We start from the raw sequence: 12,406 nt of genomic DNA on the forward strand, positions 1-12,406 counted from the left end.
GCATGACGCTGCTGCGCGATCCCTTGCTCAACAAGGGGACTGCCTTCACGGAAGCGGAGCGCGAGACGCTCGGCCTGCGCGGCCTCCTGCCGCCCTGCGTGCTGACGATGGAGACGCAGGCCCAGCGCGTGCTCACCCATCTGCGCACGCTGCCGACGGATCTGGAAAAATACGTCGCCCTGAACGCGCTGCATGACCGCAACGAGGCGCTGTTCTTCCGTGTCGTCGTCGACAATATCGACGAAATCCAGCCGATCATCTACACGCCGACGGTCGGGCTCGCCTGCCAGAAATACGGCCTGATCTTCCAGCGGCCGCGCGGCATGTTCATCTCCTCGCGCGATCGCGGCCAGATCGCGGAGATCCTGAAGAACTGGCCCTATCCGGCCAGGCTGATCGTCGTCACCGACGGCGAGCGCATCCTCGGCCTCGGCGATCTCGGTGCCAACGGCATGGGCATTCCGGTCGGCAAGCTCTCGCTCTATTCGGCCTGCGCCGGCGTGCATCCGGAAGCGTGCCTGCCCATCGTGCTCGACGTCGGCACCAACAACGAGGAGCTGTTGAATGATCCCTATTATATCGGCCTGCGCGAGCGGCGGCTGACCGGCGAAGCCTATGATAGCCTCGTCGACGAGTTCATGCAGGCTGCGCGAAAGACGTTCCCGGGCGTGCTGATCCAGTTCGAGGATTTCGCCAATCACTCCGCCTTCAAGCTGCTGCACAAGTACCGGGATGAAGCCTGCGTCTTCAACGACGATATCCAGGGCACCGCGGCGGTGGCGCTCGCGGGCCTGTTCTCAGGCTTGCGCATTTCCGGCGGCAAGCTCAGGGATCAGCGCATCCTGTTCCTCGGCGCGGGCGAGGCGGCAACCGGCATCGCCGATCTCGTGGTGTCCGCTATGATCGCCGAGGGTGCCACCGAGGCCGAGGCGCTCCGCCGCAACTGGCTGGTGGATTCCCGTGGTCTCGTCGTCAGCGGCCGCGAGGGCCTCTCCGGTCACAAGCTCCGCTATGCCCACACCGACCAGGCGCCGATCGCCGATTTCCTCACCGCGATCAAGACGCTGAAGCCGACGGCGATCATCGGCGTTGCCGCGGTTGGCGGCGCCTTCACACCCGACGTGCTCAGGACGATGGCCGAACTCAACGAGCGGCCGATCGTGTTCGCATTATCCAACCCGACGTCGAAGGCCGAGTGCTCGGCGGAGGATGCCTATCGCTACACCGAGGGCCGTGCGCTGTTCGCTTGCGGCAGCCCGTACGATCCGGTGAAGCTCAACGGCCGCAGCTTCGTGCCGCGCCAGGGCAACAATTCCTACATCTTCCCCGGCGTCGGCCTCGGCGTCATCGCCAGCGGCTCGCGCCTCGTCACCGACGAGATGTTCATGGCGGCAGCTCATACGCTTGCCGATTGCGTCGGCAAGGAGGACCTCGCGCAAGGCAGTCTCTATCCGGCACTGCCGCGCATCCGCGAGGTCTCGGTCCGCATCGCTGCGGCCGTTGCCGACGTCGCCTATCAGCGCGGGCTCGCGGACGGACCTGCGCCGAATGACGTGAAGGCTTTGGTCCAGTCGCAGATGTACGAGCCGAAATACTGAGGCCCAAAGCGCGATGCGATCAGGCCGCCTCGCACGCTGGCCAAGGGCCGGCTGTTCCGATTCAGAACACGCACTGTGGTGGAATCGTCACAGCCGGTCGTGAAACGTCCGCGGCCCCAGAGCCGCTTTTGTTCCGACAAGGTTCTGCCCTCATTGCCGACCGAAAATCCGGCCGTTCGGAGGGCGTACCATGTCTCGCATTGCACGTGCCGAAACTGCCCGGATTTCCTTCGCAACCTCGTGCCGGCCGCTGCTCGCGGTCGTCGCCGCAGCATCGCTCGCCGCCTGCGCGCAAGCGCCGGTCGGCCGCCAGAAGGCCGATCTCGCCGCGACCGGCCGGCATGCCGCGGTGGAGCGGCCGCACAGGGTGGCGGCGCTGCATCCACGCCCGATCAGCCGGGCGCGTGCCCCGGACCGTGACGCCAAGCAGACCCCCTCGCACGGCGTCGCCAGCTTCTATTCGGATACGGAAACCGCGAGCGGCGAGAGGTTCGACAAGAACGAGTTGACCGCGGCGCATCCGACCCTGCCGTTCGGCACCAAGCTGCGCGTCACCGATACCTCCTCCGGCCGCTTCGTCACCGTCAGGGTCAACGATCGCGGACCCTATGTTCGCGGGCGCGTGGTCGACATCACCCCTTCTGCGGCCGAGGCGCTCGGCATGGTCGATAAGGGCATCACCAATGTCAGGCTGGAGGTCGTGCAATAGGGGCACGACTCGGCAAGACCGATGCGACCTGCTTAACCGGCTGTTAGCTGCTTCTCGATCACCATGGCTGCCCACACAATTCGGGGCATTCGGGGAGGCGGCGCTTGAACACGATCAAGTATCTCGAAGATCAGGCTGCGCGCGCCGAGCGGCTCGCCAAACGGATCACGGATACGCCGACGATCGAAAAGCTCCTGACCTTCGCCGGCGAGCGCCGCCGCGAGATCGAGGTCATCGCCGGCAAGCACCGCGGCACTCGTTCCCCGTAAACCATGCCTTGAGCGCATCGCGCCACGTCATTCGGCGTGCCCTCAAAGAGCGCCGCGGAACCGGCGCTTCCTTATCGCCTGCAATCGGCGCAGCGGGGCTTTAGCGGTGGCTCTCGACGAAGTCGCTGAGATAGTCGGGCAGCGTCACGCCATCGATGTCGCAGCGCGCCTTTATCTCGCCGGCAACATCGGCCGAGATGTCCTTCATCCAATGCTCGAGCGTGTTGAACGAAATCACCTTGACGGGGTCGTTGAAGCAGCCGGCGACGAGCTCGTCGATCGTGGTTTCGAGATCGCACCGCTCAATGCGGATTTCGGTCGACCGGTCGAGGCGATCGATCACCACGAAGAGAGTCTGGTCTGCGCCATAGGGCACGGCAGGTGAAGATATGCCAGCTTCAAGCATCTGAGGCGCTCACGCCTTGGCTTCCGATCGCTGACAACGGAAAAGTCCGGATGAAGGTTCCTATGCGCGTGCTTCCAAGCTGCCGTCAGAGAAATTCCCTCAGCCGCGACAGCTCGGTGACGTGCTCGGGCGAGAGGATCTCGGTCACGAGTGGCGGCTGCGGCGCCGTCCGGATCTCATAGAGATGCCGGGTCGCTGCCGGCTTCTCCATGAAGGCCGAGATGCACTCGTCGAGGGTACCTTCGCTGATCTGGTATGATTCCCGGTCCAGCCGGCGCTGGTTTGCAAGCGAAGGCCATTTATGCAGCACCGCGAGCGCACCAAAATCGACCTTTGAACCCGCGACCGAATCCCCCATCACCTCGCCTCACGCAGGAAGCCCCCAGCACGCCGATTTGCGTGCCGGGGCTCGCACCTATCGCTGCATCTCGATGCCGCAAGCGCCTCAACGCGGCAGCCGGGAAAAGGTTCCCGCCGTCTCGTCGCGATCAGCTCGCTGCCGCCGCGATCTTGAGGCTGGCCCGACCGCTGCTGTGCTCGTCGCCGCGGCCGACCTCCGGCGGGAGCCCGGCGAAGCGGCGCAAGGCCTCGGCCATCCGCACCCGGCCAGGCACTCCGGTGATCACCACATCGACCATGGTGAAGGACGAGTGGAAATGGCCGCGGGCCTGAAGCTGCTCGACCGGGACGCCGGCTGCGGCCATTGCCTCGGCATAGGCGACGCCCTCGTCGCGCAACGGATCGAACTCGCAGGTGACGACAAACGCTGGCGGCAGCCTTTCGACCTTGCCGCGCAGCGGCGAGACGCGCGGATCGGTGCGGTCGGCCGGCGAGCAGTAGAGGTCCCAGAACCAGTACATCAGCGAAAGCGTCAGGAAATAGCCGGTCGCATTGTCGTTGTAGGACGGGCGATCGAAGGTGCAGTCCGTGACCGGGCATATCAGGAGCTGGCCCGCGATTTCGGGGCCGCCACGATCGCGCGCGAGCTGGCAGGTGACGGCTGCGATGTTGCCGCCGGCGCTCCAGCCCGCGACCAGCACCGGGCCCGGTTTGCCGCCGAGCTCGCCGGCGTGCTCGGCGATCCAGCGCGTCGCCGCATAGCCGTCTTCCGCCGCAGTCGGGAAGCGATGCTCCGGCGCATGGCGATAGCCGACGCTGACGAACATCATGCCGGTTCGCCGCACCATGTCGCGGCAGAACGGCTCGTCCGACTGCTCGTCGCCGAGCACCCAGCCGCCGCCGTGGAAATAGACCACGACCGGATGCGGCCCGGGCGTTGCCGGCTTGTAGACGCGATAGGGCAGCGGACCGTCGGCGCCGGGCAGGGTGCCGTCGACGATCTCGCCGATCGGTCGTCCGGCTGGGCGGCTCTTGTTGAACTCGTTGACGAAGGCGCGCGCCCCGATCGCGCCCATCGACTCGATCGGCGGCAAATTGAGCGATGCGAGCAGGTTCAGCACCAGCCGCACGTCCGGCTGCAGGCTTACCACCTCGCCATCATTGCACTGCGCAGCAACGTAGGGACCGGTGAGCCTGAAGCCGAGCATGCCGCGGTTGACCACCTCGTCGCAGATGCTGCGATAGGGGCCGACGCCGCCGGTATAGGGCATCAACCCCTGGACCTTGCCGGGTACGTTGGCGCCCGTATACCAGGTATTGGCGAGCCGGTGCAGCGTCAGCGTCGAACAGTCCCCCATGTGCCGGCCCCAGCCGGCCTGCGCAGTTTCTGTCGGCTCGATCGTGGTGAAGCCGGCCTCGCGCAGCGCAGCAAGGCGATCGACGACCCAGTCGACATGCTGCTCGATCGACACCGCCATGTTCGACAGCACCGACGGGCTGCCGGGGCCGGTGATCATGAAGAAGTTCGGGAAGCCCGCGACCGTGAGGCCGAGATAGGTCTCCGGTCCCTTCGCCCAGACGTCGGAGAGCGACTTGCCGCCGCGCCCGGTGATCGGGTGCACGGCGCGGATCGCGCCGGTCATCGCGTCGAAACCGGTCGCGAACACGATGACGTCGAGGTCGATGCTGCGCCTGGCCGTCGTGATGCCGCCTGCCGTGATCGCCTTGATCGGCTCCTGGCGCAGATTGACCAGCGTGACGTTCGGCCGGTTGTAGGTGGCGTAGTAGTTGGTGTCGAGACAGGGGCGCTTCGCCCCGAACGGATGATCGTCCGGCATCAGCGCCGCGGCGGTTTGCGGGTCCTTCACGGCGGCTGCGATCTTCTCGCGGATGAGATCGCAGATCAGCTTGTTGCCTTCGAGGTCGACCGCCTGGTCGGCCCACAACTGCGTCAGGATGTAGACGAGATCGCCCTTGCCCCAGGCTTCCTCGAACCGCGCGCGGCGCTCGGCGTCGGTGAGCTGCCAGCTCACGACCGTCTGCTGCGGATAGGGCACACCGGCCATCGACTGGCGCGCCTGTTCGCGATAGGCGGCGCGATCGCCCTGCAGCAGGTTCATGCGGTCCGACGGCGCCGGGCCGTTATGCGCGGGCAACGCGAAATTCGGCGTGCGCTGGAACACGGTCAAGTGTGCGGCCTGCTCGGCGATCAGCGGGATCGACTGGATCGCCGACGAGCCCGTGCCGATCACGGCGACGCGTTTTCCCGCGAGGTTGACGCCCTCATGCGGCCAGCGGCCGGTGAAATAGACTTCGCCCTTGAAGTCCTTGACGCTGTCGATCTCCGGCGGCTTCGGCGCGGAGAGGCAGCCGGTGGCCATGATGTAATGGCGGCAGGAGACCGGTGCGCCATTGTCGGTCGTGAGCTGCCAACGCTCGGACGCTTCGTCCCATCTGGCTTCAATGACTTTGGTCTTGAAACGAATGTCGCGCCTGAGACCGTAGCGATCGGCGACGAAACCGAGATAGCGCAGGATCTCGGGCTGGGTCGCGTATTTTTCCGACCAGGTCCAGGCGGTCTCGAGCTCCGGATCGAAGGTGTAGCTGTAGTCGATGGTCTGGATGTCGCAGCGCGCGCCCGGATAACGGTTCCAGTACCAGGTGCCGCCGACATCGCCGGCCTCATCGAGGGCGACCGTGGAGAAGCCGGCCTTGCGCAGGCGGTGCAAGAGATAGAGGCCGGCAAATCCGGCGCCGACCACGGCGACGTCGACCTGCTGAGCGGTTCCGCGCTCATCGGAGACACGTGTGGCAACCATTGCGTCAGGCATGGCATTCCTCCCGTATGTTTTGTTTTGCCGGCAGGCTATCGCCGCAGGTTCAGCTTGTCATTAGAGCAAGTGCAATCCCCGGTGGTTGTTTGCGGCGCATCGTGACCGCGCGAATGTCTGCGGCACCACACGCATCGCGATGCACAATGGCCGTGATAGCCCGGGGTAATCAGAGCGCATCCTTCTGTGTATGCTTGCGCTTACAAGCCACGCGTACCGGCCGGGCGTCATGACAGAGTTGAGTGAGCGAACCAAAGCGAACATGGACGTCGTTCTCGAGCAGACATGCCGCCAATTGCCGCATGGCGGGGATCATGACAGCCGCAGGTTCATCGCCGAGCGCCTGATCGAGGCGGCGGAGTCCGGCCACTGCACGCTCGGCGAGCTCGGCATCGTCGCGCGGCGCGCGCTGGCGGAGTTGATCGGCAAAGGCGGCTAGGCGCGGGCGCGAGGCTTGCCTCGTTGACGGCCCTGGACATAACCTGCCCGGGATCCTTCATCGAGATCTTCGAAGATGCGGTCTTTGCTTGCACTCGTTGCGGCTTGCGTAGTCCTGTGTTGCGCACGATCGGCCGTGGGCCAGCCGGTCGGACAGTTTCCATTCGCGTTGACGCGTGAAGGACAGATGCTCGGCGCCGTGGAAGGCGAGGTGGCGTCCTTCAAGGGGCTGGCCTACGCGGCGCCGCCGGTCGGCGCGTTGCGCTGGCGCGCGCCGCAGCCGACGACCGAAAGCTCGGAGATGCGCACCGCCTACGGCTATGGTGCGCCGTGCCTTCAACCGTCGCTGCAGGATGCGAGCGAGGATTGCCTGACGCTGAACGTGTTCCGTCCCTTCGGGGTCGACGGCCCATTGCCGGTGATGGTGTTCATCCATGGCGGCGGCTTCGTCTCGGGCACGGCGAACGATCCGTTGTTCGATGGCGCCAGGCTGGCGCAGGCAGGCCTCATCGTGGTCACCGTGAATTATCGCCTCGGCGCGCTCGGCTGGATCGTTCATCCCGCGCTTGCGGACAGCGGCGGAAATTACGGCCTGATGGACCAGATCGCCGCGCTGCATTGGGTGCACGACAACATCGCGGCCTTCGGCGGCGATCCTGATAACGTCACCTTGCTTGGCAGCGGTGCAGGCGCGACGTCGGTCGCGCTCCTGATGCTGTCTGCGCAATCACGCGACCTCTTCCAGAAAGCCATTCTGCAATCGGTGCCCGGCCGCGCGCGCCTGCGCTCAGTGCAAGAGGCGGATGCCATCGGCCGGCAGTTCGTGGCCGCGCTTGGACGAGAGGCAGATTTGCGGGCAGCCGAGCCACGGCGCGTGCTGGCCGCCGAACAGCAATTGCTGGAGAACTCGCCGCGCAGCTTCGCGCCGATGATGGATGGACGCCTGGTGACCGAGGACCTTGCCCCGGGCTTCGCGGCCGGACATCAAAGCCGCATTCCCCTGATCATCGGCTCGAACGACGACGAGACGGGTCTGGACAATGAGATCGCCATCAGGAAGGAGCTTGCGTCGTCCGGCATTCCCATCGACGAGCTGCGCAAGCTCTATCCGGACCTTGCCAGATCCTCGGATCTCGCGGCAAGGTTCTACACCGACAAGGTCTTCTCGGAGCCGGTGCGATTGCTGGCTCGCCTGCACGTCGCAAGTGCTGCGCCGACGTTTCGCTATCGCTTCGCCTATGTGCCGGAGGGCCGCCGCGCGAATCCGGAAGCTGGCCACGGTCGGGAGTTGCAGTTCATCTTCGGTGCGGAAGGCGTGCCCGGCGCCGGCATCTTGTCGCGACGTGATCGCACGGTCGCGAGCCGCATGCGCGCCTATTGGATCAATTTCGCGAGAAGCGGCGATCCCAACGGTCCCGACCTGCCACGCTGGGACGCGGCGGGCGGCGATCGCCTGCTGCTGATCACGAACGACCGCATCGCGAGCAGCGACGATCCATTGGCGGAGCGCCTCGACCGGCTCGCAGGTGAGGGCAGGAAATGAGTTGGAGTTACGCGGCGAGCTCGACGCGCGGCGCCGGGCTCAGCCGGTCCTCCTCCAGATAGTCCATCGCGCCGTCCTTCTCGACGGCGTAGAACTGCTGACCGTCCCTCGACTTGAAGGCGGCGCGGACGACACCACGGCGGCCCTTGTCACTGTTGACGACGTCCCCCAGCGCAAACTTCTTCATCTCACGTCTCACTTGCCTTGAGGCCGACTCCTTCGGCCACACCGGGGATTCTGAGCGGCAAATCGTTAACGGCTTGCTAACCATGCGGGTTTGCCTATGCTCACCGACGATCGTGCGGCCATGCACGCGCATGTTGCGAACCAGACGAGCCGGCATCCATGACTCGATTTCCGACGTTCTTCCTGTCCCACGGCGGCGGCCCCTGGCCGTTCATGGAGGACAGGCGGGTGCAATACGCGAAAACTGCGCAGGAATTCGGCCGGCTGCCGCAGCTTCTCCCGGAGCGACCGAAGGCCGTGCTCGTCATCACCGGACATTGGGAGGCCGATGCCTTCACCGTGTCGACCTCGCCGCATCCTCCGATGGTCTACGACTATTACGGTTTCCCCGAGCATACCTATCACCTGAAATATCCGGCGCCCGGCAACCCCGAGCTCGCCGCGGAGGTGAAGGCGCTGCTCGCACGCGCCGGTCTCGATTGCCGGGAGGACCCCAACCAGGGTTTCGATCACGGCACCTTCGTGCCGCTCGGGCTGATGTATCCGAACGCCGACATGCCGATCGTGCTGCTGTCGCTGAAATCGAGCTACGATGCGGCCGAGCACATCAAGGTGGGACAGGCGATCGCACCCTTGCGCGATACCGGCATCCTGATCGTCGGCAGCGGGCTCACCTATCACAACATGCGCGGCTTCAACCGGCCGGAGTCCAAGCCGGTCTCGTACGACTTCGAGGCCTATCTGAACGAGGCGATCAGCAACCCGGATGCGGCGCGCCGCAACGCGATGCTGGTCGACTGGGAGAATGCACCGAGCGCGCGCCTCGCGCACCCGCGCGAGGATCATCTGCTGCCGCTGATGGTGGCGGCCGGCGCTGCCGACAGCGACGTCGGACGCCGCGTCTTCGTCGACGAGGTCGCGAATGTCGCGATGGGGTCGTATGTGTTTGGATGATGATCTCTTCTCCCTCGCCCCGCTTGCGGGGAGAGGCGAAAAAAACATCACCCGTATCGCAGCTTCATCACCAGAATGCCGCCGGCGAGTACCATGGTGATGGCGTTGGCGGCGACCAGCGGGGCATCGCCCGAGAGCAGGCCGTAGACGAGCCAGAGCGCCAGGCCCAGCACCATGACCAGGAACATGCCGAGCGAGATGTCGCCGGTGGAGCGGGTCTTCCATACCTTGATGGCTTGCGGCGCGTAGGCGACGGTGGTGCAGGTGGCGGCGGCAAAGCCGATCAGCTTGATCGCGAAGGGGTCCATGGCCGGCTCTATAGCATGGATTCGACCACGCCTCACGCGCGGGCCGCGATGAGGTCGCGATACAGCGCGGCATAGTCGCCCGCGCGATTGCGCCAGGAGACGTCGGTCGCAAGCCCGCTTCGCTGCAGCCGGCGCCAGGTCAGCTTGTCGTGGAAGACGGTGTTGGCCTTGCGCAACGTGCCGGCGAGGGCATCCGCCGTCACGGGGCCGAACTTGAACCCCGTGGCATCGTGGCCGGACGCATCGGCCTCGCCGATATCGACGATGGTGTCTTCGAGGCCGCCGACGCGGGAGACGATCGGCACGGCGCCATAGCGCAGCGCGCAGAGCTGGGTCAGGCCGCACGGCTCGAACCGCGAAGGAACGACGAGGGCGTCCGAACCGGCCTGGATCAGATGCGCCAGAATCTCGTCGTAACCGATCACGACGCCGATCCGGCCGGGATTGGCGCGGGCCGCAGCCTGATAGCGATCCTGCAGATCGCGGTCGCCGCTGCCGAGCAGTGCGAGCTGCATGCCCTCGCGCAAAATGGTCGGAATGGCCTCGAGCAGGAGATCGAGCCCCTTCTGCCACGACAGCCGGCTGATGACGCCGAGCAGCGGCGCTTCGTCGGAGGAATCGAGGTTGAACTGCTGCTGCAGCACCGCCTTGTTCGCGGCCCGGAACGTCAGGTCCTCCGCGCCGAAGCGGTAGGCGATGTGCGGATCTTCCTGCGGATTCCACACCGATATGTCGATGCCATTGAGAATGCCGCTCAGCACGCTGGATCGTTCACGAAGCAGACCGCCGAGCCCCATGCCGCCTTCGTCGCTCTGGATTTCCTTCGCATAGGTCGGCGATACCGTGGTGATGCGATCGGCGAAGCGCAGGCCCGCCTTCAAGAAGCTGATGCCGCCGAAATATTCCACTTCGTCGGCGTTGAAGGCGCGCCAGGGCAGGCCGATTGATCCGATCAGCTCGGGAGCGAACTTGCCCTGATAGGCCATGTTGTGGATGGTCATCACGGTGCCGGGCCGCGGACGATCGTCGTAGTGCAGATAGGCCGGCGCCAGCCCGGCCTGCCAGTCATGGGCGTGCACGATATCGGGCACGAATGCCGGAACGAGGCCGTGGCCGATATCCGCGGCGACGCGCGACAGCGCCGCGAAGCGCACACCGTTGTCGGGCCAGTCGATGCCCTCAGTGGTGACATAGGGGTTGCCGGGCCGGGCATAGAGATGCGGCACGTCGAGCACGAACAGGTCGAGCCCGTCATACGAGCCCGCCAGCAGCCGGCCGGGGCCGCCGAAATAATCCGGCCAGCTCCGGAGTTCCTCCGCGCCCGAGACCAGGCGCATCACGTCGGGATAGCCGGGCATCAAGGTGCGCATCTCGACGCCATGCGCCTTCAGCGCAACCGGCAGCGCGCCGGCGACGTCCGCAAGGCCACCGGTCTTGACGAGAGGATAGACTTCAGAGGCGACCGCGAGGACGCGAACAGGCGTCATGTATTGAGCCTGTCGATCATCGGCTGGGTGATCAGCGAGATGCCCTGCTCGGTGGTGCGGAAGCGCTTGCCGTCGAACTCGGGATCCTCGCCGACGACGAGGCCTTCCGGAATCTCCACGCCGCGGTCGATCACGACGTTCCTCAAGTGGGCACCGCGGCCGACATTCACATAGGGCATGATCACGGCGTTCTCGACATTGGCATAGGAGTTGATGCGCACGCCGGTGAACAGCAGCGAGCGCCGCAACGAGGCGCCGGAGATGATGCAGCCGCCGGAGACCAGCGAGCTCACCGCCTGGCCGCGCCGGCTCTCCTCGTCATGGACGAATTTCGCCGGCGGGGTGATCTCGGCATAGGACCAGATCGGCCAGGCTTGGTCGAACAGGTCGAGCTCGGGCACCACGTCGGTGAGGTCGATATTGGCGGCCCAATAGGCGTCGACCGTGCCGACGTCGCGCCAATAGGCGCGGGTGTCGCTGCCGGAGCGGACGCAGGAGGTCGAGTATTGGTGCGCCATCGCGCGGCCGTTCTTGACGAGGTAGGGAATGATGTCCTTGCCGAAATCGTGGTTCGAGTTCGGGTCCTCGGCATCGCGCTTGAGCTGATCGAACAGGAATTTCGCGTCGAACACGTAGATGCCCATGCTGGCGAGCGAGACGTCCGGCTTGCCCGGCATCGGCGGCGGATCCTTCGGCTTCTCCAGGAACTCCTGAATCCAGCCGTTCTCGTCGACATGCATGATGCCGAAACCGGAGGATTCGGTCCGCGGCATTTCGAGGCAGCCGACGGTGACGTCGGCGCCGCTCTCGACGTGCTGGCGCAGCATCACCTCGTAGTCCATTTTGTAGATGTGGTCTCCGGCCAGCACCACGATGAAGCGGCAGGCGTGGGATTCGATGATGTCGATGTTCTGGTACACCGCGTCCGCCGTGCCGACATACCACATGGTCTCGGAGACGCGCTGGCTGGCGGGAAGGATATCAAAGCTCTCGTTGCGTTCGGGGCGGAAGAAGTTCCAGCCCATCTGGAGATGCCGGATCAGGCTGTGAGCCTTGTATTGGGTCGCGACCGCGATGCGGCGGATGCCCGAGTTCACCGCGTTCGACAGCGCGAAATCGATGATGCGGGACTTGCCGCCGAAATAAACCGCGGGCTTGGCACGCCGGTCGGTCAGCTCCAGGAGCCGGCTGCCGCGCCCGCCAGCCAGGACGAACGCCAGCGCCTGACGGGCAAGCGGCTCGGGTCTCGCGGCACTCATGTGATCCTCCCACAACTCTGGCGCTCGCGAGAAGCCTCCCGGCTGCGCACATTGGAACCGATAGTAATGGCACGAATAG

At 65.4% G+C, this 12,406-nt stretch carries 13 protein-coding genes; 6 read left to right on the forward strand and 7 right to left on the reverse strand.

All coding sequences use genetic code 11. The annotated features are described in order from the left end of the window. Positions 1–2: 2 nt before the first annotated feature. From IVB23_RS31755 to IVB23_RS31765, 3 genes are all read left to right on the forward strand, one after another. A complete protein-coding gene (locus IVB23_RS31755; protein WP_061879286.1) occupies positions 3–1,598 on the forward strand; it encodes an NAD-dependent malic enzyme in 1,596 nt (531 codons plus the stop codon). A 190-nt stretch (positions 1,599–1,788) separates the two neighbouring features. Beyond that, complete coding sequence (locus IVB23_RS31760) at positions 1,789–2,307, forward strand: septal ring lytic transglycosylase RlpA family protein (protein WP_061879285.1); 519 nt, start codon at positions 1,789–1,791, stop codon at positions 2,305–2,307. 104 nt (positions 2,308–2,411) lie between these two features. Then, on the forward strand, positions 2,412–2,576 hold the full coding sequence (locus tag IVB23_RS31765; RefSeq protein ID WP_197488710.1) for a hypothetical protein: 165 nt from the start codon (positions 2,412–2,414) through the stop codon (positions 2,574–2,576). A 100-nt stretch (positions 2,577–2,676) separates the two neighbouring features. On the opposite strand, the gene IVB23_RS31770 is transcribed toward IVB23_RS31765, so the two are convergent. From IVB23_RS31770 to IVB23_RS31780, 3 genes are all read right to left on the reverse strand, one after another. After that, positions 2,677–2,982 (reverse strand): hypothetical protein, encoded by a 306-nt coding sequence (locus IVB23_RS31770; RefSeq protein WP_247801193.1) that lies wholly within the window; start codon positions 2,980–2,982, stop codon positions 2,677–2,679. Positions 2,983–3,067: 85 nt separating this feature from the next. Beyond that, positions 3,068–3,340 carry a hypothetical protein gene (locus IVB23_RS31775; RefSeq protein WP_061879283.1) on the reverse strand — a complete coding sequence of 91 codons (273 nt, stop codon included), beginning with the start codon at positions 3,338–3,340 and terminating at the stop codon, positions 3,068–3,070. Positions 3,341–3,470: 130 nt separating this feature from the next. After that, the gene (locus tag IVB23_RS31780; RefSeq protein ID WP_247801194.1) at positions 3,471–6,152 is read right to left on the reverse strand and encodes an alpha/beta hydrolase fold domain-containing protein; all 2,682 of its coding nucleotides are present in this window, start codon (positions 6,150–6,152) and stop codon (positions 3,471–3,473) included. A gap of 190 nt (positions 6,153–6,342) precedes the next feature. On the opposite strand from IVB23_RS31780, the gene IVB23_RS31785 reads away from it, so the two are divergent. Then, a complete protein-coding gene (locus tag IVB23_RS31785) occupies positions 6,343–6,591 on the forward strand; it encodes a hypothetical protein (protein WP_061879281.1) in 249 nt (82 codons plus the stop codon). A 75-nt stretch (positions 6,592–6,666) separates the two neighbouring features. After that, positions 6,667–8,133 carry a carboxylesterase family protein gene (locus IVB23_RS31790; protein WP_061879280.1) on the forward strand — a complete coding sequence of 489 codons (1,467 nt, stop codon included), beginning with the start codon at positions 6,667–6,669 and terminating at the stop codon, positions 8,131–8,133. Positions 8,134–8,140: 7 nt separating this feature from the next. On the opposite strand, the gene IVB23_RS31795 is transcribed toward IVB23_RS31790, so the two are convergent. Continuing rightward, positions 8,141–8,320, reverse strand: coding sequence for a hypothetical protein (locus tag IVB23_RS31795; protein WP_247801195.1), 180 nt, complete (start codon positions 8,318–8,320; stop codon positions 8,141–8,143). A 158-nt stretch (positions 8,321–8,478) separates the two neighbouring features. Here IVB23_RS31795 and IVB23_RS31800 point away from each other — a divergent pair, with 158 nt between their 5' ends. After that, positions 8,479–9,273: a class III extradiol ring-cleavage dioxygenase gene (locus IVB23_RS31800; RefSeq protein WP_247801196.1), complete on the forward strand. Its 795-nt coding sequence runs from the start codon at positions 8,479–8,481 to the stop codon at positions 9,271–9,273. A gap of 47 nt (positions 9,274–9,320) precedes the next feature. Here the strand turns inward: IVB23_RS31800 and IVB23_RS31805 are convergent, their stop codons facing one another. From IVB23_RS31805 to glgC, 3 genes are read right to left on the reverse strand one after another with little or no spacing between them, the layout of a single operon-like run. Then, the gene (locus IVB23_RS31805) at positions 9,321–9,581 is read right to left on the reverse strand and encodes a SemiSWEET transporter (protein WP_061879279.1); all 261 of its coding nucleotides are present in this window, start codon (positions 9,579–9,581) and stop codon (positions 9,321–9,323) included. Positions 9,582–9,613: 32 nt separating this feature from the next. Continuing rightward, complete coding sequence (glgA, locus tag IVB23_RS31810) at positions 9,614–11,068, reverse strand: glycogen synthase GlgA (protein WP_247801197.1); 1,455 nt, start codon at positions 11,066–11,068, stop codon at positions 9,614–9,616. Beyond that, positions 11,065–12,327, reverse strand: a complete 1,263-nt coding sequence (gene glgC, locus IVB23_RS31815; RefSeq protein ID WP_197967838.1) for a glucose-1-phosphate adenylyltransferase — start codon at positions 12,325–12,327, stop codon at positions 11,065–11,067. The genes glgA and glgC overlap by 4 nt, the downstream gene beginning before the upstream one ends. Positions 12,328–12,406: the final 79 nt, after the last annotated feature.

It is taken from the genome of Bradyrhizobium sp. 191 (genome assembly GCF_023100985.1).
In the GTDB taxonomy this organism is placed as follows: Bacteria; Pseudomonadota; Alphaproteobacteria; order Rhizobiales; family Xanthobacteraceae; genus Bradyrhizobium; species Bradyrhizobium diversitatis.

Bases quoted from the DNA above. Each gene is read 5' to 3' on its own strand.
- IVB23_RS31785 (WP_061879281.1), top strand. From the start codon at position 6,343: ATGCTTGCGCTTACAAGCCACGCGTACCGGCCGGGCGTCATGACAGAG.
- IVB23_RS31775 (WP_061879283.1), bottom strand. From the start codon at position 3,340: ATGGGGGATTCGGTCGCGGGTTCAAAGGTCGATTTTGGTGCGCTCGCG.
- glgA (WP_247801197.1), bottom strand. From the start codon at position 11,068: ATGACGCCTGTTCGCGTCCTCGCGGTCGCCTCTGAAGTCTATCCTCTC.
- IVB23_RS31795 (WP_247801195.1), bottom strand. From the start codon at position 8,320: ATGAAGAAGTTTGCGCTGGGGGACGTCGTCAACAGTGACAAGGGCCGC.
- IVB23_RS31790 (WP_061879280.1), top strand. From the start codon at position 6,667: ATGCGGTCTTTGCTTGCACTCGTTGCGGCTTGCGTAGTCCTGTGTTGC.
- IVB23_RS31805 (WP_061879279.1), bottom strand. From the start codon at position 9,581: ATGGACCCCTTCGCGATCAAGCTGATCGGCTTTGCCGCCGCCACCTGC.
- IVB23_RS31760 (WP_061879285.1), top strand. From the start codon at position 1,789: ATGTCTCGCATTGCACGTGCCGAAACTGCCCGGATTTCCTTCGCAACC.
- glgC (WP_197967838.1), bottom strand. From the start codon at position 12,327: ATGAGTGCCGCGAGACCCGAGCCGCTTGCCCGTCAGGCGCTGGCGTTC.
- IVB23_RS31780 (WP_247801194.1), bottom strand. From the start codon at position 6,152: ATGCCTGACGCAATGGTTGCCACACGTGTCTCCGATGAGCGCGGAACC.
- IVB23_RS31755 (WP_061879286.1), top strand. From the start codon at position 3: ATGACGCTGCTGCGCGATCCCTTGCTCAACAAGGGGACTGCCTTCACG.
- IVB23_RS31770 (WP_247801193.1), bottom strand. From the start codon at position 2,982: ATGCTTGAAGCTGGCATATCTTCACCTGCCGTGCCCTATGGCGCAGAC.
- IVB23_RS31800 (WP_247801196.1), top strand. From the start codon at position 8,479: ATGACTCGATTTCCGACGTTCTTCCTGTCCCACGGCGGCGGCCCCTGG.